The sequence below is a fragment of the Mucilaginibacter psychrotolerans genome (genome assembly GCF_004519315.1).
GTDB lineage: Bacteria > Bacteroidota > Bacteroidia > Sphingobacteriales > Sphingobacteriaceae > Mucilaginibacter > Mucilaginibacter psychrotolerans.
Genome location: NZ_SOZE01000012.1, coordinates 118,640 through 143,580, shown reverse-complemented (window position 1 = coordinate 143,580; position 24,941 = coordinate 118,640). Strand labels below are relative to the sequence as shown.

The following is a 24,941-nucleotide window of genomic DNA, read 5'->3' as shown; positions in this document are numbered from 1 at the left end:
TGTCCCTGGGAACGGACTGACCGCAACCTGCTAAAGTGCCAAGCCATTGTTTTACAAAATTATCTGGCCCAGAATTTTTCGTCGGCCATTTTTTTTAAAAGTACTAAAGATGGCTTCGCCGTTTCAGGATTAACAGGGTTCTGAGTACTTAATCCTAAAACACCTTAATTTTGGCTAGTTTTTTATTAATAAATACAAAAACTTCGTTGTAGTTAATTTCGTAAATTATTGCTAAAGGGGTAGATGGATATCTCTTGGTTTAAAGCACGATAACGCAGGTTGTTCCCTTGTGCTAACAGATACATTTATGAAATACGATGGAAAAGTGCTGGCGAGGGTTATTCGCCGGCGCAGACTGGAATTAAACTATTCGCAGGATTATGTGGCAGGGAAGTTGGCTATGTCGCAAAACGCCTATAGCAAGATGGAACTGGGGCAAACCGGCATCACCCTGGGCAAATTTATGGTTTTGTGCCAGGCATTAGAAATAGAGGTAGAAGCATTGCTGGGCAAATACGCCGAAAGCTTACGCGGACAAGGCCTGTGATATATAAACGGTAATAAAACCGCGTTGCTGTCAACACCGTATTTTGTAATTATAAACAGCAGCCAGCTAAAAACCAACCAGATATGTTCAACGGAAAAGCACTTGCCGCAGCCATACGCCAGAGGCGCCTGCAACTAAACTACAGCCAGGATTACATTGCCTATAAATTAAACATGTCGCAAAATGCGTACAGCAAAGTTGAGCTTGGCTTTACTGCGCTTACGCTGGATAGGTTTATACTGTTGTGCGATGCCATGGAGATAGATATGCGCGATATGCTGAAGCCGGTGTTGTATGCGGCCTGATTTTGGCAATGGGCGATAAACCGGATAGACGAATGGATTCACGCTTTTCAGACGAAATATTAAGGCTATTTCATAGCGATGGGTTTTAAACTCGAGTGTTCGAAACCTTGAAAGTTTGTTTGCATTACCACTCTGCATTGCTTGTCCGTTCCATAAATGGAACGGCAATGAAGGTGCTTCACTTTTTACCATACTTTAATTTACGCCAACGACCGCAAACCCAACTTCATTGCCGTCGACTTTTAGCTTGTCCGTTCCATAAATGGAACGGCAATGAAGGTGCTTTACCATACTTTAGTTTACGGCAACGACCGCAAACCCACCATCATTGCCGTCGACTTTTAGCTTGTCCGTTCCATAAATGGAACGGCAATGAAGGTGCTTTACCATACTTTAATTTACGGCAACGACCGCAAACCCACCTTCATTGCTGTCGACTTTTAGCTTGTCCGTTCCATAAATGGAACGGCAATGAAGGTGCTTCACTTTTTACCATACTTTAATTTACGCCAACGACCGCAAACCCAACTTCATTGCCGTCGACTTTTAGCTTGTCCGTTCCATAAATGGAACGGCAATGAAGGTGCTTCACTTTTTACCATACTTTAATTTACGCCAATGACCGCAAACCCACCTTCATTGCCGTCGACTTTTAGTCGACGGAATACAGCTGCATTCGAGGTTAGCTACGTTCAAACCAATCGGTAAATGCTTGAAAACTATGCTCCTAACACGCGAGGTTTTAAACCCATCGCTATGAAATTAAAGTAATCGTCATGTTGATTATTTCAACACCCCATCGTAAAAGTAGCCAACATGCAGTGCGACTATGCATACCAGTTACCCGTCCCGTGGGGTCCCGAAACAAGTTCGGGATGACGTTTTGATTAAAGGGTGTAAACCTAATTCCTCCCCCCCTTAAAAAATTATTTTATAAACTTCTTGCACATCTCGTTTTCATTATGTTACTTTGAATAACAAAGTACTTTAAATGGAAGAAAAAGACTTACTGGCCGAAATCAGCTCCATCCGCAACATTATGGATAGGAGCACCAAGTTTATTTCGTTGAGCGGCCTATCGGGCATTATGGCCGGCATATATGCTTTGCTGGGTGCAGGGGCAGCTTATAGACTACTTTACACGGAGAACGATTCGGCTACCCGCGTAGGGTACGATGAGTTGCTGGAGGGGCAACTGGTTTTGCTGGCCATAGCGGTGCTTATTTTTTCGGTAGCCACCGGCTTATTGCTAACCGTTCGCAAGGCGGGTAAAAAAGGCCAGAGCGTTTGGAACCAAAGCAGCCAATCGTTGTTATTGAACGGTGCGGTGCCCCTGGTGGCGGGCGGTATCTTCTGCGTAATTATGCTGCTGCGCGGCTACTATGTGGTAATTGGTCCATGTACCTTAATTTTTTACGGACTGGCTTTGATAGCCGCCAGTAAATATACCTTTGGCGACGTAAAATGGCTGGGCCTGCTTGATGTTGGGCTGGGCTTGCTGGCCGCCATCTTCCCGGGCTACGGCTTGTTTTTTTGGGCCTTTGGCTTTGGTGTGCTGCACATTTTGTACGGCACCATTATGCACTTTAAATACGACAGGTGAAAGTTACCTTAACTAATTTTGATAAGGCTTTTGAGAACCGCATACGCTTACAGATCATGAGCGTGCTGGTGGCCAACGAAAGCTACGACTTTAATTCGCTGAAAGAACTGCTGGATGTTACCGACGGCAACCTGGCCTCGCACCTAAAGGCGCTGGAAAAGGAGGAGTACATCACGGTGAACAAGTCTTTTTTGGGACGCAAGCCCAATACGAAGTACATCGCTTCTGACTTGGGCGTGCAGGCTTTTAAACGCCACCTGCAAGAGTTGGAAAATTTGATCAAACAGCAGAAGAAATAAAAAATTTAGGCATACGCTTTGAATTTCAAAGTGAGCCCCTCCTAAATCCTCCCCGGTAGGGAGGACTTTAAAAACAAAGCGGAAGAAGCTAAAGTCTCCCCTACCGGGGGAGATTTAGAGGGGGCTGGCTTCTATTTTTTACCTATAAACTCTGAATTTCAAAGTACTTTTTATTAAATATTATGACAACATTAAGCAATTACTTTAAGCAGGATAGGCTTACCACCACCGGCCTTCTTCTTATCCTTATTTCCGCAGCCTCGTTTTGGCTCACAGGTTTGTACGGTCGGCCCGATTCGGCCTTCGGGGCGTTCATCGTAAATTATGCGATATCCGTAGGCTTCGGCGTGGCGGTGATCGTTGATACCATTCGCAAGCATGGCTGGCACTACTCGCGCGGCAAAGCCGAGCATACCGCCGTGCTGCTGGTACTTAGCTTTATCAGCGCATTCGCCCTCAATCGCGAAATGAACGTTTTTGACGACAGTGCCGATTGGCTGAGCATTTGGGTAGTGGAATCATCCATCGCCTTGCTATTGGCTATGCGCTACCAATGGCTTGGTACCATCCCCAGGTATTTTACCTTTTTCTTTTTAGGCGCGGCCTTGCTGCTGTTTATGTACTACGCCTTTTACCTGCTGCCGCTGTATGTGCTCAGTTTGATAGGCATCCTGGCCATGGGAATTGCGCTGCACACCTTCGCACCGCTTTGCCTGGGCATCATTACCGTTGTAATATTGCTAAGGGCCGGTCGGCAGGAGCGGGGGCTGTTATACACCGCAGCAGCGGGCTTTGCGCTGCCGCTGATAGCCGCCGGCGTGTTCCTGTTCTGCTGGGGCCAAACCGATAAGCAGATCAACCTCATCATCAACCAAAACAATCTCAACGAGGGTAAGCTGCCCAACTGGGTGGCCGTGAGCAGGCAGCTGGATAATTCGCCCATTGCCGAACGTATCCTAAAAAGGGGGCTGGTGTACCACGAGGTTTCGGCATTCGACAATTTCTTTTTCGGGGGGATGCCCAGCCGCTCTTTCGACGAGCGCAAACAGCACGACCCGCTGGTGGTGCTGGCCAGCCTGTTCTTCGGGAAACCCAATTTAGATGAAACCGAGCGTATCAACATCCTCAAAGCCATGTACAACAGCCGCCACCAGGCGCAGGACAGGTTGTGGGCCGGTGACAAGCTGGAGACCATCAGCGTGATCAGCAACGTGAAGTTGTACCCCGAATACCGCATGGCCTACACCGAAAAAACGCTTACTGTGCGCAACAATGCACAGAGCAGCTGGAGCAACCAGGAAGCCATCTACACCTTCCAACTGCCCGAGGGCTCGGTGGTGAGTTCGCTCTCGCTGTGGATTAATGGCAAAGAGGCAAAATCGCGGCTGACTACAAAGGCCAAAGCCGATTCGACTTACAAAACCATTGTAGGTGTAGAGCAGCACGATCCATCGGTAGTGCACTGGCAGGAGGGCAACACCATCAGCGTGCGTGTGTTCCCATGTACTACCGAGGAAAATCGCAAGTTCAGGATAGGCATCACCAGTCCGCTGCGGTTGGATGGTAAGCGTTTGGTTTACGAGAATGCCTCTTTTGAGGGGCCGCAGGCTACCACCGCGCTGGAAACCCTGCAGCTGAGCTTCAGCAACAAGCCCGCAGGCCTGCAATTGCCCGGTATTTTTAAGCAAACCGGCGCGGATATATATACCGCCGACAGAACTTACGACCCTGATTGGGACATCAGCTGCAATGCGCCCCAACTGGCTACAACCGCATTTGCCTTTGCGGATACCGCTTACCGCGTGAGCGAATATCAACCGCAGTACGAAAACTTTAGTCCGAAGGCCCTTTACCTGGATGTGAACAACAGCTGGACCAAGGCTGAGTACGATAATCTATACCAAAAAGCCAAAGGCTTGCCGGTTTACATTTACTACGATAAGCTGGTAAAATTAAGCGATAGTAATAAAGATGGCCTGTTCGATTTGCTGAGCCGGCAACGTTTTAGCCTGTTTCCGGTAAACGAGATAAAAGTACCGGAAAGTGCGTTGTTGGTGGCTAAGGGCAGCGATGCCTCGCCAAATTTAAGTGATTTGGAAGGCAGCGGTTTTGCGGATGACCTTACCGCGTACCTGCAGGTGCCCAGGCATATCCGCCTGTATAATATGGGTAGCGGGTTGAGTCCGTACCTGAAGGCCCTGAAAGAGCTGCGCGTTTTCAGCTACGTTAACGGCACCGCCGAAGGCTTGGATGCCTTGCTGGATAAGCATCAATTTACCCGCGACCAGGAAAACGAAAGCACCGTGGTGATAGACAACGCCGGGCTGATGATACAGAAAGTACCGGGCCTAAAAACTGCGGATGCGCCCGACCACCTGCTGCGCCTGTTTGCCTATAACGATATCATGAAAAAGGTAGGTGCCGACTACTTCCGCCGCAATTACGTACAGCCGCTAACCATTGCCGAAGCAGAGCAGGCGTACATCGTATCGCCGGTATCGAGTATGATCGTACTGGAAACCCAGCAGGATTACGAACGCTTCGGCATCGATGAAAATAAAAACAGCCTCAAAAATGCCTCCATGAAATCATCCGGTGCCGTACCCGAGCCACAGGAATGGGTGCTGATCATTTTGGCAGCAGGCATAGTGGGTACTTTTATTTATAGAGGGAGAAGGGCCGTGGCGCAGTTGTAAAACCCACAAGCTTTTACTCCCCTCTCGAGAGGGGGCGCGGTGGCCGGAGTGGTGGCGGGGGTGTGTTTTCAGCTATGCAAATTCATGAACACACCCCTCCACCCCTCTCTAGAGGGGAACCGCACAAGGCCCACGCTTTTTAAAAACGATTAATTATATAGGTAAATGTTCACCATCCAACTAAAAACCCTCATCAAACCACAGCCGCCAATGCTCTTCGGCCTGGCGTACGTAGTACTGGCGCTGTGGTTCATACCCGGTTATTTTATGGGGGATGCCAATGTGGCGATGGGGGCCTTACTAATACCTTACATCTGCACGGTTGATAAAAGCCGCCGCAGCTTGCGCTACTTGTTCCCCGCGCTATTGTCTGCGGTGCTGGCATTATTGCTGCCCGTAAATACCCTGTTTTTTGTGGCCATGCTGTTTGCTGTGCTGTTGCTGATAGAGAATACTATCGGCAGGGTAAGCGATATTTTACTGTTCCTGCTGTTGTTGATTTCGCCGGTATTCGGGCATGTTACCCGAATGGGCGAGTTCCCGGTGCGGCTTTGGCTGAGCGATAAGGTGGCTGCGGTACTGGCGATGGGCGGGCAGCAAGCCAGCGCGGCGGGTAACCAGATTATGCTGGGTAATTACGAGTTCTCGGTAGATCAGGCCTGCGCGGGTTTGAACATGCTGGTGATGTCGGTACTGGTATGCCTGTTTGTGCTTGCTTTTTACCAAAGGCAAAGCGGCAAGGCGCTTGGCTTTAAATGGCTGCTACTGCTTTGCGTGGTAACGGTTGCCCTCAACATCGGGTGCAACTTCTTCAGGATACTGCTGCTGGTGATGTTCAGGATCATGCCCGGCACCTTATTCCACGATGCGGTGGGCATAGGCTGCCTGTGCCTTTACGTGCTGCTACCGCTTCTGCTGGGCATTAAACCGATGCTAACAAGGTTCGGCAAAGCGAAAGTAACCATTGGGGAGCCCAAACCATGGCCGGCCATGGGGTATTCCTTATTGCACGCCTGCCTGCTGGCGGCTGTGCTGGTAGTGGCGGTGCGACTGGTAAAATCCGACAGTCTGGTGAGGGGTAACAGCGCAATCGATTTGCCCGGCTACCACAAAACCCAGTTGGATGGCGGCATCCTCAAATTCGAAAACAAGGAGGCGCTCATCTACCTCAAGCCAACCGCCTTCTACGCGCCAGAACACGACCCCATGATATGCTGGGTGGGTAGCGGCTACGTATTCAAATCTATCCGGATAGAAAAGTTCAGCGGGCACGATATCTACACGGCCACCCTCGTCAAAAACCAAGACCGCATCTACGCCGCCTGGTGGTTCGACGATGGTCGGCTCAAAACCGTCAACCAGTTTGCCTGGCGCTGGGCCGCCGCCAAAAATCAGCGGCAATTTTATTTGGTGAACATTAACGCTTCCACGCCCCAAAAACTGAGGCAAAAAATAGGGCTGATGCCGGGGCAAAAGATTTTCAATAACAAAATCCAGGTAAGCAAAGAATAGTACAGAAAATCAAAGAAAAGCACCGAAAAAACTCGGGAAATCAAAGGCGTTTTTTCCGCATAAAATAAAAAATGCACAAATTTTAACAATAGAAAACAATCATGAAAACACTACAAACCGCCGACTTCAACCACGCCGGCAACTACCTCAACCGCCACATCGAAGAGGTGAAAAACCCAATCAAACTGGCCCGCACCATCAACTACAACCACACCATACGGCGTATAAAAACCTGCATGAAAGTGATGATTGCCGGGCTGTTCCTCAGCGGCATAACTGCCTTCCCTATAGAAACCGAACTTAGCGTTCTGGCCAACCTAAGCGGCGCCGCGCCAGGTTATATACACAGCTGGATGAACACCGTTTATGCCGCTGTAAAAGCAAGTAATCAGGCCTATCCATTTTTGAGTTATGGTACTGATTGGCTGGCATTTGCGCATATAATGCTGGCGGTTTTGTTCGTTGGTCCGCTGCGTGATCCGGTGCGTAATATATGGGTAATTCAATTCGGTATGTTTGCCTGCGCAATGATATTCCCGCTGGCATTTATTATGGGGCCTATCCGTGGCATCCCCTTGTTCTGGACACTGGTGGATTGTTCTTTCGGGGTGGTGGGTATCATCCCCCTGTATATTGCTTACGTAAGTATCAAAAAAATAGAACACTTTAACCGCCGGGGATTGTAACATGTTCAAATTCAATAAGTTTTATTTTGCGCTGGCGGTGCTGCTGTTCAATGCTGAGGTGTTGATTGCCGATTTTATGCACGACGCCTTTATACGCCCCTACGGCGGTGATTTTTTGGTGGTGATACTCATATACTGCGCCTTTAAAGCATTCATTAAAAGTGATTTATGGCTAACTGTCATTGGCGTGCTTGTTTTCTCGTATGTAGTAGAAACTACGCAGTATTACCACCTGATCAACCGTTTGGGCTGGGAAAACTCAAGCCTGGCCCGCAATATACTAGGCACCACTTTCCGCTGGGCGGATATGCTGGCTTACACATTGGGGATGTTGCTGGTTGTTGTTATAGAGATTTGGTTATCAAGGGTTAAAGCATTTCGCGGAGAGGCAAAAAATGGATACTAACAAGAAATATTTCGTAGAGCCGGGTTCTATTGTGCGTACCATCTGGGGTAAGGCAGATAACATCCTGTTTATCTTTGCAGGCTCCGCAGCAGAATTCGCTCTGAACAAAGCGGTAGACTGGCTGTACTTTACTGGCAAACTCCCAGCCGACCCATTGGGCAGGCTGTTTTCTACGGTCGAATATGCCCGCATGATCGTTTTTTCAGAATATGATGGCGCGCTGGCCGCTATCGACAGGATAAACGCCATACACCAGGGCGTAGAGAAAGCTCGTGGCGCACAAATACCCGATTGGGCCTATCGCGACGTTCTATTTATGCTGATCGATTATTCAATTCGCTCTTATGAGCTGTTAGACAGTCAATTAACTGAAGTAGAAAAAGAAGCCGTTTTCGATGTGTTTTACCGCATGGGCATGCGCATGGGCTTGAAAGATATGCCGCCCGATTATAAAAGCTGGCTGATAGCCCGCCACCAGCATCTGGAAGCCCACCTTATTTGTAGCGATTTTACTGTCGATCTGTTTAAGCAGTATAAAAAGCACTTAGGTAGCGTTAGATACCATTTATTGAAGCAGGTACAGTTACTTATGGTACCGCAGGAGGCCAAAAAACTATTGCCGATAGACGAGGTATCCTACCTGATGCCGGCTATCCAACTGTACAAATTCTCGCGCCGCTTTAAGCTGGATAGCTTGATAAAAGCAGTCATCCTGCCCCCGACCTACAAGGCACAGATAACGGCGATGGATGTAAGCTAAAGCACAGCTGTTTACCGATACATTGCCCCCGTTTGTCGATACACGGGACGTAAGGTTAAATGCCTTTTGCATATTCGGATGCTGGGTTCCACAGAAATCCAATCACATCTAAAATATTGTAAATGAAAAGGCTGCTGATGGCACTGGTGCTGGCGTTTATGGCTTTGTTGGCCTGCCGGTCGTTTGGAGATAAGGTTACTGCGATGGCGTTGTGTATCCCGTTAATTTTGAGTATTATAGCATCAACCGCAATTGCCTGCGCGATTTTGGCGACGACTTTATTTTTTAAAGTTCCAGATGCATATCCAGGCCAGTAAAAGCAGCCGTACCGCCCATCGCGGGCGGCTGTTTATAATCACGCTTTTCGTTAGTATCATAAGCACGTTAAAGGTAAATGCGCACATTGCGCCTACTTTTTTGCCTTTGCTCCACATAAAAACCAGTAGCTTATTAATGGTAGCGGAAAACCCACCGGACAGTACCTGGGCGGGCTTCGGCAATATGCTGGCGAAAGGCATGCAGCACATGCGGCAGGGTACCTACCACCTTTTGTTTTTGTTTGTGCTGCTATTGCCTGCTGTATTGGTCGTCTCTCGCAAAAAACAATGGAGCGGTTTCGGTGGGGTAGGGTATAGCCTGGTGCGGATATTCAGGATAACCGGTGCGTTTGCCATAGGGCACAGCGTCACGCTGCTCCTATGTGCCCCGGGGCTTATTCATTTTCCTATCCGCGTTATCGAGGTTTTGATGGCGCTGGGCATATTGCTTGCGGCGCTACATGCGTACAGGCCTATTTTTGCCCGCAAGGAGGTATATTTAGCGGCATGTTTTGGGCTTGTACATGGCATAGCGTTTGCCGAAACGCTGATAAAACTTAACCTTGATGCCGGGCATTTGGCTCTTGGTATCATAGCCTTTAATTTAGGAGTCGAACTTATGCTGGGCTTGATTATTGCAATCGTAGCCCCCTGGCTTATAATACTTAGCCGAATAAATCACTACAATGGCTTACGAGTTGGAGGTGCTGTGTTGGCCGTTATAGCTGCACTAGCCTGGGCCACAGAACAGATAAGTAACCAACCGAATTTCGTAGCCTCGGCGGTAACGGATGCTGCGGGATATGGCCCATGGCTGGTGTTGTTATTAGCTTTGTGCGCTATATTCGGCTTTTTTATGAAGGTTGCGAGCAGTACAGCGGCCTCATCGTACTACAAGTAGCATCGTTTTATGGTTACCTATCTAACAGAGCCATTTTATCGCTATTAAATTGGCTCATTGCCTGCTCTTTTATCACCCAAAAAATTCCCCCAAATTAATACAACTTATTATAAAATAAATCGTATGTATGCATAGTAATTTGAACAGCAAAAAGCAAGGCTAACCAATTCCCTCTTAAATAAACCTAATAGCTTGTTAGATAGTTCATTTTAGAAAATTCTTTCCCAATTTGGGAAGGTTGCATTGGCGAAATATTTGGCCGGAAAAATAAAAATCGGTGTTTAAATTGTTTAAACATGGTTTTACTTCCGGGCGAAAATTTTCGGCATTGTTTTGGATGCACAAGTACAAATGATTTGAATATTAAATAAAACCAACATGTTAATTGAATTTTTAGGGGTGGTATTGCTATTGGCTTTAATAGTTATACCCTTAATGCCCCGTAAAGCTAAACCCAAACCTGTTACTGAATTAAAAGTAAACACAGACACGCACGATGCTGAGTACGCCATTAACGAAAATGGCAAATTAGAGCGGATACACCATCCGTTGCACTATTAAGAACAGAAACAATAGCAACGATTAGGAATCTTTTACACAAAAAAGCAAGCCGCACCGGGAAACCAGATGCGGCTTTTTAGTTTTAATAATAACCCAAAAAAGCCGCCCTGTTACAGTGCGGCTTTGGTGATATAGGGGTTAGATTCGTTTAAAACGTAAAGCCTACGCGTGCAAAAAAGCGGCGACCGTTGCTACCCATCTGCACCGCATCAAAGGGGCCTGATGGTTCGTTATTATACGCCCAGCCTTTAGCGCCTTTTACGTAGGCCAGGTCGGGGTGAACGTTGAACACGTTATCAGCACCTAAAGAAAAACGGGTGGTTTTGCTCACTTTGTAAGAAAAATACAGGTCGCTGGTTACTTTGCCGCTGTAGATGTACTGATCGGGCAGTTGTGCCGAGCCATCGTCTGTAGGCACGGTTGGGCTAAGGGTAGTGCCATCGCCATAACCCAGCAAATCAATCTTGCCAAAGTAGGTAAAGCGGGTGCCCACGGTAAAACTCTTATGGCCATACTCCGGGTTTAGGGTGAATTTTTGCGGCGGGGCCGATACCAGGATGAATTTCTTCTCGCGATCGCTAAGGAAGGTGGCTTGAAGCGCAGGTGTGGTGCCCAAAATAGCTGGATAGTTTACCTTGTCTATATCCATGCTTTGGAAGTTGCCTGCAAATAACAGTTTATAACGGTTGTTGCCAACGGTTTTGCTGTAATCTATTACGATATCCAGGCCACGGTTTGTGGTGTTCACAGCGTTGGCAAAAAACTGCGCTGCGCTTACATTCAGGCTGTTGAGTGCATTGGTGAACGAAGGATCGAGCGTTGCGTCTGTGGCGCTGAACTGGCCCGATAGCACCACGCGGTCGGTAACTTTAATAATGTACCCATCAACTGTGAAACTCAACTCGGGGATAGGTTTGTAGGTAAAGCCCAGGCCTGCGTTTTTAGATTTTTCTTGTTTTAAGTTAGGGATACCCGCAGCCTTGGTGATAGGGCTATAGTTGGGGGCTATCTTCACTTCGGACACTACAGCGCCCTGTACGTTGGTAAAGGTGTTGCTGTAGTTTATCTGTTGCAACGAAGGCGCGCGGAAACCCGTACCTACCGAACCCCGGATATTGAAGTTATCGGTTACCTTGTAGCGGGTAGCGAATTTGGTGTTGAAAGTAGAACCGAAATCGCTGTAATGCTCATAACGGTTAGCGAAATCGATGAGCCATTTTTTGGTTGCGTCCAGTTCAAAATCGGCATAAACGCCAACCACTTTGCGGTTTGCGTTGGCCTCATCTGCAGGTTGGAAACCCGGGAAACCCTGCGAGCCTGCGGCCTGCGCACCGGTTGCGTCGTAGTTGCGGTACGAAGCATCTTCGCCTGCAAATATTTTATAACGCTCGTAACGGTACTCGCCGCCAAAACCAAAGTTCAGGCCCGACGCTACTTTACTAAAGTGCTTATTGATGTTTAAATTGCTGGTATTCTGCAAAAACTCCGAGCCGCCATCATCAAAATGCGTTTTGTACGCACCAAGCGAAGCATTAAAGGTTTTATCGCCAAAAAAATGGAACTTGTTATTGCCTGTATTATTGCTCAGGTCCCAGTCCCAGCCATCGCCAATGGTACCTTTAAAGCCTGCTGCAAAGGATACGTCAGTATTATGGGTTTGGATGATGGGGTTATAGTAACTATCGCCATCGGGCGTTGTAAAGATGATATCGGTAGATTTACCGTAGTCGACAGGGAAACGCTCTGGCTTGCTCGATAAGTTACGGGTAAATGCATAGGCATCAGATGGTTTGTAGCTGTAACCACCAAAGCTGTAAAAAGTAGTTTGGGTACCTGCCAATGGTATCTCGCTGTTGAAGAATACGGTGCCGCTTGTAGAGCTGCCATCGCCGTTTGCGCGGCGATACGGGTTGATAGGCAGGGCAGCAGGGTTGCTGGTAGTAGTATCATGCGTTTGGCGATAAGTTTTGCCGTTTTTGGCAAATTCGCCGGTGATGTTGAAAAAGCCACCGTTGCTGCCCAGGTTGAAACCGTAATTGGCATCTATGGTTATGCCTTGGCCGTCGATGGTTTTACCATGCGGATAATAGCCGGAAACTACGCTATTGCCGCTGTTGAAAGCCGGGTCGTAATAACCCGAGTAGCCAACATTTGCGGTGAAAACATTAGTGTTTTTCTTCAGCACCAGGTTAATAACTCCCGCGATGGCATCAGAACCGTATTGCGCAGAGGCACCGTCGCGCAGTATTTCCAACCTGTCGATAGCAGCAGTAGGTATCGAGCTGAGGTCTACCCCAGAGTTGCCGCGCCCGCGGGTGCCGAACACCGAAACAAATGCCGTTGAATGGCGGCGTTTGCCGTTGATCAGCACCAATGTCTGGTCGGGGCCAAGGCCCCGCAGTGTACCCAGTTCTACGTGGTCGGCACCGTCAGAGCCGGATTGTTTGTTATAGTTGAAAGATGGTGCACTGTAGTTCAGTATGTCGGTAAGGTCAAGCCGACCGGTAGATGCTGCTGCTTTGCTCACGTTAACTACGTCTACAGGTACTGCAGTTTCCAGCTTTACACGCCCTGCCGAACGTGTGCCTATAGCCACCACCTCGTTCAGCTGTGCTATATCGCTTTCCAGGGTTACATTGATAGTAGTTTTGCCCCCTACTGCAACTGTTTGCGTTTTGTAGCCTGTGAAACTGAACACTAGTTCGGCGGTAGGTGAGGCCGAAATAGAGTAGTAACCATCTTTATTGGTGCTGGTTCCGATAGTGCTGCCGCTAACCCTAACGGTAACGCCCGGCATGCTTAAATTATCGGTAGAGCCGGTAACCGTACCGGTGATGGTTATTTTTTGGGCAAAGGCAGTGCCTGATATCAAAAATAACATCAAAATAAGGAGTAGATTTTTCTTCATAAATGCTCGGATAGGGGTAATGTATTTTTATTTAAACGTAAGGTAACAATAATTATACATGTTTTAATATTAGTGTTAATTTATTATTTTTTTTATTGCTTAAATGATGATATTTTGATGGAGTTGTATTTTTTTATACCTAAAAATAATTTCTTGAGGTTTTTTTGTAAGTTTTATTCAATAACCATAAAGTAATTATATAAAAACTCTTTTAGAATAGATAGATTTTTATTGCCAAAATGATAGCTGTAAGGAACTAAAAGTATGATATTGACAATGAAGCATTTATGTGCTGCCCCGCAGCTATAGTTTTGATAATAGGAATAATAGTCGTAATTTCCCCCTATAAATTTCTCATTAACAGTTTATTAACACCTAATTATGGGGGTTTAGCAATAGATGAAAGAAATTTATTATTTTTGAAGTTAAAATACCCTTATTAATAACTATTGAAACTTCTTTACTGATGTATGTAAGGCCCCCCCTTTTCAATCGCAGTATAATACTAACCAAAGACCCGTTTGGTGTTTTTCGTGGCGGTTTAAGGCAAAATTTAGTTGTTTTTTAGGTGTATTCTGAATAATAGTATGAGCAAATAGCGCCGTTGGGTACTCGCGTGTGATATTGGTACTCCAGCGAATACAACAAGAATTTTGCGGCATGATGACCGATTTGATACGATGAAGAAAACTTTACTTGCCTTAATTTTACTACTCACTGCCCGTGCAGGCTTCTCACAGGCTCCAAATATTTCATATCCGGGGCCGCAGGTTTACGTGGTGGGCCACACCATTGCCAATTTGCTGCCAACCAATAGCGGCGGCGCGGTACCTGCAACGGCATATAGCAATGTAACTACTTTGGCGGGCAATGGTGCATCCGGCTCTGCAGACGGGCTTGGTGCTGCCGCGCGCTTCAAAACACCTTATGCCATCGCCAATGATGCCGCAGGAAATATCTACGTGGCAGATTATGGTAACAACTCCATTCGTAAGGTAACCCCCGGAGGCCTGGTGAGTACTTTTATTTCCACCGGATTGCTGTACCCGGGTGGTATTGCGGTAGATGCGGCAGGAAACGTTTATATCGCCGATACAGGCAACCAACAGATAAAAATGGCCACACCGGCAGGGGTGGTTACCGTATTGGCGGGCAGCGGTGCACAGGGCTTTGCCAACGGGCCGGCCGCCACGGCAACTTTTAAAAACCCACAGGATGTAGCGGTAGATGCCTCGGGTAACGTTTACGTGGCCGATTATGGCAACAACCGGATACGTAAGATAAGCGGTGGTGTGGTAAGCGTATTGGCAGGTAGCGGCGCAAAGGGCCTAAAGGATGGCACCAGTGTAACCGCACAGTTTGCCACGCCTTTTGGAATAGCGGTAGATGCAGCAGGCAACGTTTATGTAGCTGATTTGGGCAATAGCGCCATACGTAAAATAACGCCCGGAGGCGCGGTTACTACGTTGGCCGGCGGTGCTTCTGTAGGCTCTGCAAATGGTACCGGAAATACGGCCACATTTAACAAACCTTATGATTTAACGGTAGATGCTAACGGATATGTTTATGTATCAGATTCATTTAATAGCCTGATACGCAAAATAAGCCCTGCAGGCGTAGTTACTACGTTTGCCGGTAAGGATGGTTATTTTGGCAGGACAGATGGTGTGGGTACCGATGCCATTTTTGGTTTTCCGATAGGTATTACTATTGATGCAAACGGCAATTTGTACACAGCAGATAATAGTACTAACGTTATCCGCAAGGCAACTACCAAAGGCTATTCTATTGATAAAGCACTGCCGGCAGGCCTCAGCTTCGATTCTACAACCGGTATTATTAGTGGTACCGCTACAGTTGTGACTCCTGCAGATATTTACACCATTAGTGCTTATAACGATAACGGTGGAAGCACCACAACCGTAAGCATAGCAGTAAGATTGCCTTCTACAGATGCAACGCTTAATAGTTTATCAGCAAGTGTTGGGAGTTTAAACCCTGTTTTTTCAGGAAGCTCCAAAAACTACGTTATTAGTGTAGCCAACAGTATATTAACCACTACGGTTACCCCCGCTTTAAATAACCTTCAAGCAGTATTAGCGGTGAACGGCGCCCCGCTGGCAAGCGGTTCAACATCTAATGCCATCCCTTTAAACGTAGGCAATAACAGTATCACTATAACGGTGACCGCCGAAGATGGGTTGACTGTGAGCAATTACCTTGTATCTGTAGTTAGGGCAAAAGCAGCCGTTGCCGGCCCCATTATATCATACCCTACTACTAATGTCTTTCCAGTAAATACTGCTATACCAAGTTTAGCACCTACCAATACAGGTGGCGCGGTACCCGCAATTAGTTATGGGAACGTAACTACGTTCGCAACGGGGATTTCTGCACCATGGGGTATAACTACCGATGCAGCCGGCAATGTTTATGTGGCTGATGGGACACATCAAATACGCAAATTAACGCCGGCGGGTGCTGTGTCGCTGTTCACCGGAACAGGCGCTGGTTTAAAAAGTGTAACCGGATTGGGCTCGGATGCACAGGGGAATATTTATGTTGCGGATGCAGGTAATAACAAAATCAGGATGATATTGCCATCTGGAACGGTTAGCACGCTTGCGGGTTATGCTGGTAATTATGGCTATGTTAACGGAGCCGATGCGGATGCGGAATTTGCTAACCCTTCGGGAGTGGCTGTAGACGGATTATCGAATATATACATAGCCGACACAGATAATAAAACGATCCGAAAAAGGACGCTCGACGGACAGGTAACACTACTCGCCGGAACGGGTGCAACCGGCTCGGCAAATGGTCCGGGTGCTTCGGCAACATTTACGATGCCGATAGGCATTGCCAGCGATTTTAGCGGTAATGTTTTTGTGGCCGACCTTGTTGGCCAGGTGATAAGAAAAATAACGCCCGGAGGGTTGGTGACAACTTTTGCCGGCCGGGGAACCGCAGGGGAAATTGACGGTGTAGGAACTGCCGCAGCATTTAATTCGCCGGCTGCAGTTGCGGTAGACCCGATAGGTACCATATATGTAGCCGATGCGGCTAACAGCAAAATTCGGAGAATCACACCTTCTGGCGACGTAACCATTTTTGCCGGGGATGGACAGTATAGGTTGTTGAACGGCAACGGTATGTCGTCAAGTTTCTCGTACCCCCTGGGTGTGGCAGCAGACCAAAACGGGCACCTTTTTGTGGCAGATTATGGAAACAATGCCGTGCGTAAAATCGAAACGGTAGGCTATGGCATATACCCCCACAATTATTTACCCAACGGGCTGGTATTTGATAATAAAACCGGTATTATAAGCGGAACGCCTACGGCAGTAACGGCAGCCCGTAGTTATACCATTACTGCTTACAACCTTGGCGGCAGCAGCACTAAAAACATAACTATACAAATAGTTAATATAACCAACGAAGCACGTTTAAGTAACATCGCGCTTGATTTTGGTACTTTATCGCCCGCATTTGTTTCGGCAACAACGGCATATAGTGCCAGTGTTTCAAAATCAAGTATCATTATTACGCCGACAGCCGTAGATGCAGCGGCCAACATCAAGATAGACGGCGTAACTGTCGTTAGTGGTGCAGCCTCCACGCCGGTGCCGCTTGCACTTGGCGTAAATACCATTTCAATCGTGGTGACTGCTACTGATGGCGTTACCAAAAAAACATATACCCTCACCGTAAACAGGATACCGGTGCCGCCAAATGCCGATCTATCTGGTTTGACCGTAAGTGCGGGTACATTGAGCCCGGCATTTACTTCAGGTACAATTAATTATACAACAGCTGTAAGCAATGCTACAACCGGCTTTACAATTACACCAACCAGCCCCAACGGCCTGGCCACTATACAGGTAAACGGTAATACAGTGGCGAGTGGAGCGGCATCAACTTCTATCCCGTTAACCGTAGGGCTTAATACCATTACCACCATAGTAACCGACGAGAACGGCAATAACAAAACTTACATTATACAAGTAACAAGGGCGGCATCGGTAAATGCAGATCTTGCTTCGATGGCGTTGAGCAATGGTGCCTTAACACCTGTGTTTAACGCTGCTACGCTAAATTATACGGCCGCCGTAGCTAATTCGGTAACCGGTATCAGCATAACACCAACCACTGCCGATGCCACGGCTACTATATCAGTAAACGGTGTTACTGTTGCAAGTGGGGCAGCATCTACCACTATCCCGCTAAATGTTGGTACAAACGTAATTACCACCGTTGTAACAGCGCAGGATGGCACCACGTTAAAAACTTACAGCCTTACGGTTACCAGAGCTGCATCCACATATGCCGATCTTTCCGCGCTGGCTTTAAGTCAGGGTACTTTGTCGCCCACCTTTGGGTCAGGTATTTTCGTTTACAGCGCGTTGGTGAACAACAGCGTTACCAGTATTACCCTAACGCCGACCGCATCTGATGTTAGTGCGACCATACAAGTAAACGGTGCGGCGGTTAGCAGTGGTTCTGCATCTGCCGCAATACCGCTTAACACTGGCTCAAACGTGGTTACAACGGTGGTCACCGCTGAAGATGGAATTACTACTAAAACCTATACTGTAAATATAGCCAGGGCTGCTTCAAACAACTCAAACCTGGCTGGTATCAGCCTGAGTTCGGGTGCCTTATCGCCGGTTTTCGCATCCGGAACGCTTTTATATACCAGCACGGTAAGTAACACGGTAAGCACTATCACCCTGACACCTATCGCTGCAGATGGATCTGCAGCAATACAGGTAAACGGCATTACTGTGGCTAGCGGCACCCCATCTGCGGGTATAACCCTTAACGTTGGCGCTAATGTAATCACCACGCTGGTTACTGCAGAGGACGGTACCACCCAAACGTATACCATCAATGTAACCAGGGCGCAATCCTCAGATGCCACCCTGTCCGGGTTTACCCTTAGCTCGGGCAGTTTGTCGCCTGCGTTTACACCGTTAACTACCGGATACACCGCATCTGTAAACAACGCTACCACAGGCATCAGCATAACGGCAACGGCAAACAGCGGGGTAGCAACTTTAACCGTAAACGGTGTTACTACGCCAAGCGGCGTAGCATCGGCGGTACAACCCTTAACGGTGGGCGCAAATGTTATTACTGTAAAGGTTACCGCCGAAGACGGTACCGTTAATAACTACAGCCTAACCGTTACCCGCGCGGCATCGGCAGATGCAGCTCTTGCAAACCTTGCCATCAGCGCAGGTACGTTGAACCCGGCTTTCACTTCAGCAACGCTGGCTTATACGGCATCAGTAAGCAACGCTACAGCTACGATTACCTTAACGCCTACGCTTGCCGATGCTACTGCAACGGTAACGGTAAATGGGGTTGCAACAGCAAGCGGTGCAGCATCGGCAGCTGTACCGTTAACCGTGGGTGATAACAATATCGCTGTAATAGTTACGGCACAAGATGGCACCACCACAAACACTTATACCATAAATGTAACCCGTGCGCCATCGACAAATGCCAATCTGGCTAACATTTCTGCAAGCAGCGGCGCGCTGTCGCCGATATTTGCCGTGGGTACTTTGTTTTACAGCTCTAGTGTAGGCAACGCAACAGCAAGCACCACTATAACCCCAACGCTTAGCGATGCAACTGCCCTTGTAACAGTAAACGGAACGGCGGTTGCCAGCGGCACGGCATCGGGCGCAATTGCCCTTAATGTGGGTGCCAACAGCATTGCCGTAGTTGTTACCGCACAGGATGGCAGTACTACCAAAACTTATACGGTGAGCATCAACAGGGCCGCTTCTTCGGATGCGACGCTGGCTGGCTTAACGGTAAGCGCAGGCACGCTATCGCCTGGCTTTACCAGTGCAAACGGGGCCTATACGCTTACCGTTGCCAATTCAGATAACGCTATCACTATAACGCCTACGCAAAACGAGGCCAATGCCTCTATTAAAGTAAATGGCAACACGGTTGTCAGCGGCTCGGCATCTACTGCCATACCACTGATAGTTGGCGGCAATACGGTAACCGTAGTGGTAACTGCACAGGATGGTAGCACCAAAACTTATACCATCAATGTAAGCCGCCCGGCATCTTCCAATGCCGATTTGGCTAACCTGGTGCTGAGCACCGGCAGCTTGAACCCGTCGTTTGCCAGCGGCACAACAAACTATACGGTTTCGGTTGGGAATGCTATTACCACCATTACACTCACACCAACAGTAAGCGATGCCACCGCAACAGTTACTGTAAACGGTACTACGGTAGCAAGCGGTACGGCATCGGGCAATATAGCGCTTAACGTGGGTGCCAACGTAATCAATACCGTTGTTACTGCGGAAAACGGCAGTACTAAAATTTATAAAGTGACGGTTACCCGTGCAGCATCTGCTGATGCCACGTTGAGTAACCTGGCCCTTAGCGCAGGCACTTTAAGCCCGGGCTTTGCTTCGGCTACCACAGGTTATTCCGCCACAGTTGCCAATACAACAACATCTATAAGCATAACGCCTTCCGTAAATGAACCGAATGCCACCGTCAAGGTTAATGGCACAACCGTTACCAGCGGCTCGGCGTCGGGCGCAATAGCTTTAACGGTAGGGGCAAACGTAATTACCACTACGGTTACGGCACAGGATGGCAGTACTACAAAAACATACACCGTAACGGTTACCAGGCAGCAATCATCCAATGCCGATCTATCTAACCTGGTGCTAAGCACCGGCTCTATATCGCCAACGTTTAACCCGGCGATTACCAGCTACACCGATCTGGTTAGCAACGCTACCACTACCATCACTATAACGCCAACCAACAGTGATGCCAACGCCACAATTAAAGTGAACGGTAATACTGTTGCGGGCGGCTCGGCGTCTTCGGCAATACCCTTGGCGGTAGGTACAAACCTGGTTACCGTACAGGTAACCGCGCAGGATGGAACGGTAAAAAATTACGCGGTAAATATTACCCGGGCAGTGCCGGTAGCATCTACCGATGCTAACCTGCTATCACTAGCAGTGAGTGTTGGTACATTAACGCCGGCTTTCGCGCAGGCAACTTCATCTTACACGGTAGCTGTTGGTAACGCAACCAACAGCATACAGGTCACTGCTGCCACCAGCGAATCGCATGCTAATATTACCGTAAACGGAACTACGGTAGCCAGCGGCACGCCTTCGGGTGCTATCAACCTGAATGTTGGCGGCAATACCATTACCACGGTTATTACTGCCGAGGATGGCATCAATACCAAAACTTATACTATAACCGTAACCCGTGCACCGTCGGCTAATGCCGATTTAGCAAACATAACGCTGAGTACAGGCTCTTTGAACCCATCATTTGCAGCGGGTTCATTAAATTACACGGCTAACGTGGGCAACGCCGTTACTGCTATTAACCTCACGCCGACTACTGCGGATGCCGGAGCAACAATTAAAGTAAATGGCATAACTGTTGCCAGCGGTGCAGCATCTGCCAATATTCCATTGACGGTAGGGGCCAACGTAATTACTACCGTAGTTACCGCCCAGGATGGCACTTCAACCAAAACCTATAAGGTAACGGTAACCCGGGCGCAATCTTCAAACGCCGATTTAGCTAACATCACTTTAAGCGCAGGCACCTTAAGCCCCGTGTTTGCCGCAGGTACAACAAGCTACACAGCCTCGGTTGCAAATGCCGTTACCACCATTAAATTGACGCCAACAGTGGCCGACGCTGCCGCCACCATAGAAGTGAATGGCACAACTGTGGCCAGTGGTGCGGCTTCGGGCAATATTGCACTGTCGGTTGGGTCGAATACCATCACCACTGTAGTTACCGCGCAGGACGGTACCCCTAAAACATACACCGTAACGGTTACCCGTGCGCCATCATCAAACGCTAACCTGGCCAATATTACGCTAAGCAGCGGCACGCTTAACCCTGTATTTGCACAGGGTACGTTAAGCTATACTGCTTCGGTAAGCAACGCAACCAGCTCAGTTACCTTAACGCCTACCGTGGCCGATGTAACGGCCACCGTGCAGGTAAATGGCACTTTAGTTGCCAGCGGCTCGGCATCGGGCGGTATTGCTTTAGCGGTTGGGCCAAATGTTATTACAGCAACGGTTACCGCCGAAGATGGAACGCAGAAATCTTATACGGTAACCGTAACCCGCGCCAAATCGCCAAATGCCGACCTAGCGGATTTGACGCTAAGCAGCGGCACGCTTAGTCCTGCTTTTGCATCGGGTACGGTTACTTACAATGCATCGGTAGGCAACCTGGTCACCAGCGTGGCGGTTACTCCAACCGTTGCAGAACCAAATGCTACGGTAAAGGTTAATGGCGTAAGCGTTGCCAGCGGTTCTGCTTCGGCAGGTATCCCGCTTATCGTTGGGCCAAACAGCATCACTATAGCGGTCACCGCGCAGGATGGTACCATCAAAAACTATACGGTAACCGTAACCCGTGCGCCATCGCCCGATGCTACTTTGAGTAACATTGCCATAAGCGCGGGCACCCTAACGCCAACTTTTGCTTCGGCAACTACTGGCTATACCGCATCAGTAAGCAATGCCGTAACTTCTGTTACACTTACGCCTACGGTGAACGAACCAAACGCCACGGTTAAAGTAAATGGAACAACCGTTACCAGCGGCAGCGCATCAGGCGCAATAAACCTGGTTGTTGGGCCAAACGTAATAACCACCACAGTTACCGCGCAGGATGGTATATCAACCCAAACTTATACGGTAACGATAACACGTGCGCCTTCATTAAATGCGTTCTTGAGCGCGCTGGGGGTAAGTACGGGCAACTACAGCCCATCGTTCGGGTCGAACATATTTGGCTACACCATGTTGGTTACCAATAACGTTACCAGCTTAAGGCTGACGCCGGTTTTGGCCGATAACACAGCAACCATAACCATTAACGGCACGCCTGCCACCAACAATGCAGCATCGGTACCGATTTTCCTGAACGTTGGCAACAACTTCATCAACACAGTTGTTACTGCACAGGATGGCGTAACTGTAAAAACCTACACCGTCATCGTAAACCGGGCGTTATCATCAGAAAACGACCTGAGCAATCTGACGATAAGCAACGGCACGCTTACGCCTACTTTCCAATCGGGCATAAATGATTATACCGATGCAGTGGGCAATGCCGTTACCAGCGTTACCGTAACGCCTACCGTAGCAGATGTAACAGCCACCGTTAAGGTGAATAACGTGAGCGTGGTGAGTGGCGCGGCATCGGCACCAATTAATATTACCGTTGGCACCAACACCATTACCGCGATTGTTACAGCACAAAACGGGGCCACCAATACGTACACAATAGCCGTTACCCGTGCGGCTTCTGCTAACGCCGATCTTGTCGGGTTAAGCACCAACGCAGGCCCAATAAACCCCATTTTTGCCGCAGGCACTACGGCTTATACCGTTGCAACGGTGGCCAATGCGATAAGCACTATAAAGATAACCCCAACCACCAGCGATGCTACTTCCACGGTTACAGTTAACGGTATAACTGTAGCCAGCGGCACGGCTTCGCCCGATATTCCGCTGAACGTGGGCGCCAATAGCATTTCGGTAGTAGTGAAGGCCCAGGGTGGTAACACCAAAACCTATACCGTGTCGCTTTCCAGGCTGCCATCTGCCAATGCAGATCTGGCGGGCATAACCCTGAGCGCAGGCACATTGAGCCCGACTTTTGCTGCGGGTACAACCAGCTATACCACCACGGTGAGCAATGCTGATGCCGGTATTACCATAACGCCCAACACCAGCGATGCCACTGCTACCGTTAAAGTAAATGGCACAACGGTTGCTTCGGGCGCGGCATCCAACACCGTTCCGCTGAATGTGGGAACCAATACCATTACCGTAGTGGTAACTGCCCAGAACGGTACGCAGCAAACCTATACCATCGTAGCTACCCGCGAAGCATCAGCCAACGCCGATTTGGCTAACCTGATACCCGAATCCACCGGTACCCTTTCGCCAGCGTTTACACGTACCACGATGAACTACCAGGTATTTGTGATATACCAGGTTACAGGGATTAAGTTTACACCGGTTACTGCCGATGCTACCGCAAAAGTAACGGTTAACGGCGCTGCAGTTGCCAGCGGTACGCAATCGGCTTTATTGCCCTTGGCCTTAGGGGAAAATCCCGTTAAAGTAGTTGTTACCGCCCAAAACGGCGCAAAAGAGAATACCTATACGGTTTTGGTTACCAGGCTAAAATCGTCTGATGCCGATCTCTCGGCCCTCTCTACCAGTGTGGGCCCACTTGACCGGGCTTTTTCGGCAGGCGAAACCAACTACCAGGTTAATGTTAGCAATGCAACTACATCGGCAACCATTACAGCAACAGCAAACGATGCAAATGCAACAATAAGTACGCTGGGGCAGTTATTACCAAACGGCATCCCATCGGCAGTTGCGCCATTAGTGGTAGGCCATAACAAAATAGCGGTAACGGTAACCGCTATGGATGGTACTAACCAAAAAACCTATTATGTTGATATCATCAGAGCGTCATCCAACAATGCTACCCTGGGCAGCCTGGTGCTAAGCGAGGGTACCTTGTCGCCGGTTTTCTCATCCGCAATCACTAACTACAACGTTACGGTACCGTACACAAACGATTTTGTAAAAATTACGCCTACGCCTGGCGATGCTACTGCTTCTATTACCGTTAATGGCACGCCTGTAGCCAGTGGATCTGCATCGCAAAATATCCCCTTGATTGTGGGGTCGAATACGATAAACGTAGTGGTTACCGCCGCCGATGGTACACCCAATAAGTATTCGATAGTGGTAACGCGCGAAGTTAAACCACCATCTACCGATGCCAGCTTAACCAATATGTTCCTTACCCAGGGAGAACTAAGCCCGATATTCAGAAGCGGCACCTATTACTATACAGCTACTGTGCTGAGTAGCGTTAGCAAAACCAATGTGGTGGGCATTGTAAGCGAGCCGAATGCCAAAATAGAGGTAAACGGCGTGTCCGTGCCAAGCGGATCTTCATCTGGCGATATAGTGCTGGCCGATGGACCTAACCAGATATTTGTTGTGGTGACTGCTGAAGATGGCAATGCCGTGAAACGTTACAACATTATTGTAACGCGCGCTTCGTTCGCTACTACGCTGCCAAATGTGTTTACGCCTAATGGCGATGGTATAAACGATACCTGGATATTGCCTAACATAAATCTGTACCCCGATTGTACCGTGAAGATTTTCAACCGCGGTGGGCAGCAGGTGTTCAATTCGATAGGGTACGGCACCCCTTGGGACGGCACCTTCAACGGCCGCACCCTACAGCCGGATGTTTATTATTACATTATCGACCTAAAACACGGGCAGGGCATACGCTCGGGGAATATTACTATTATTAAGTAAATCACAATTACCAGCCAGACGCAAAGCCTTCAGATTTA

14 protein-coding genes are annotated in these 24,941 nt (G+C 48.4%); 13 read left to right on the top strand and 1 reads right to left on the bottom strand.

What is annotated here, in order from left to right; genetic code table 11:
* The first annotated feature begins 307 nt into the window (after positions 1–307).
* From E2R66_RS13685 to E2R66_RS13630, 12 genes are all read left to right on the top strand, one after another.
* Complete coding sequence (locus tag E2R66_RS13685; RefSeq protein ID WP_133231452.1) at positions 308–547, top strand: helix-turn-helix domain-containing protein; 240 nt, start codon at positions 308–310, stop codon at positions 545–547.
* A gap of 83 nt (positions 548–630) precedes the next feature.
* Complete coding sequence (locus tag E2R66_RS13680) at positions 631–852, top strand: helix-turn-helix domain-containing protein (RefSeq protein ID WP_133231454.1); 222 nt, start codon at positions 631–633, stop codon at positions 850–852.
* A gap of 991 nt (positions 853–1,843) precedes the next feature.
* Positions 1,844–2,455: a hypothetical protein gene (locus E2R66_RS13675; RefSeq protein WP_133231456.1), complete on the top strand. Its 612-nt coding sequence runs from the start codon at positions 1,844–1,846 to the stop codon at positions 2,453–2,455.
* Positions 2,452–2,754, top strand: coding sequence for a winged helix-turn-helix domain-containing protein (locus E2R66_RS13670; protein ID WP_133231458.1), 303 nt, complete (start codon positions 2,452–2,454; stop codon positions 2,752–2,754). Before E2R66_RS13675 ends, E2R66_RS13670 begins: the two co-directional genes overlap by 4 nt.
* A gap of 182 nt (positions 2,755–2,936) precedes the next feature.
* Positions 2,937–5,450, top strand: a complete 2,514-nt coding sequence (locus tag E2R66_RS13665; protein ID WP_133231460.1) for an XrtN system VIT domain-containing protein — start codon at positions 2,937–2,939, stop codon at positions 5,448–5,450.
* Between the two features lie 165 nt (positions 5,451–5,615).
* Positions 5,616–6,962 carry an exosortase N gene (gene xrtN / locus E2R66_RS13660; RefSeq protein WP_133231462.1) on the top strand — a complete coding sequence of 449 codons (1,347 nt, stop codon included), beginning with the start codon at positions 5,616–5,618 and terminating at the stop codon, positions 6,960–6,962.
* Positions 6,963–7,063: 101 nt separating this feature from the next.
* A complete protein-coding gene (locus E2R66_RS13655; RefSeq protein ID WP_204985922.1) occupies positions 7,064–7,648 on the top strand; it encodes a hypothetical protein in 585 nt (194 codons plus the stop codon).
* Position 7,649: 1 nt separating this feature from the next.
* Entirely contained in the window at positions 7,650–8,054 is a 405-nt protein-coding gene (locus E2R66_RS13650) for a ribosomal maturation YjgA family protein (protein WP_133231464.1), read from the top strand.
* Positions 8,044–8,814 carry an oxygenase MpaB family protein gene (locus E2R66_RS13645; RefSeq protein ID WP_133231466.1) on the top strand — a complete coding sequence of 257 codons (771 nt, stop codon included), beginning with the start codon at positions 8,044–8,046 and terminating at the stop codon, positions 8,812–8,814. Before E2R66_RS13650 ends, E2R66_RS13645 begins: the two co-directional genes overlap by 11 nt.
* Positions 8,815–8,936: 122 nt before the next feature.
* Entirely contained in the window at positions 8,937–9,131 is a 195-nt protein-coding gene (locus E2R66_RS13640; protein ID WP_133231468.1) for a hypothetical protein, read from the top strand.
* Positions 9,112–10,032, top strand: coding sequence for a HupE/UreJ family protein (locus E2R66_RS13635; RefSeq protein ID WP_133231470.1), 921 nt, complete (start codon positions 9,112–9,114; stop codon positions 10,030–10,032). Before E2R66_RS13640 ends, E2R66_RS13635 begins: the two co-directional genes overlap by 20 nt.
* 378 nt (positions 10,033–10,410) lie before the next feature.
* Complete coding sequence (locus E2R66_RS13630; protein ID WP_133231472.1) at positions 10,411–10,593, top strand: hypothetical protein; 183 nt, start codon at positions 10,411–10,413, stop codon at positions 10,591–10,593.
* Positions 10,594–10,741: 148 nt separating this feature from the next.
* Here E2R66_RS13630 and E2R66_RS13625 read toward each other — a convergent pair whose 3' ends face one another.
* Positions 10,742–13,501 (bottom strand): TonB-dependent receptor, encoded by a 2,760-nt coding sequence (locus tag E2R66_RS13625; protein WP_133231474.1) that lies wholly within the window; start codon positions 13,499–13,501, stop codon positions 10,742–10,744.
* A 680-nt stretch (positions 13,502–14,181) separates the two neighbouring features.
* Here E2R66_RS13625 and E2R66_RS13620 point away from each other — a divergent pair.
* Entirely contained in the window at positions 14,182–24,903 is a 10,722-nt protein-coding gene (locus E2R66_RS13620) for a cadherin-like beta sandwich domain-containing protein (protein ID WP_133231476.1), read from the top strand.
* Positions 24,904–24,941: the final 38 nt, after the last annotated feature.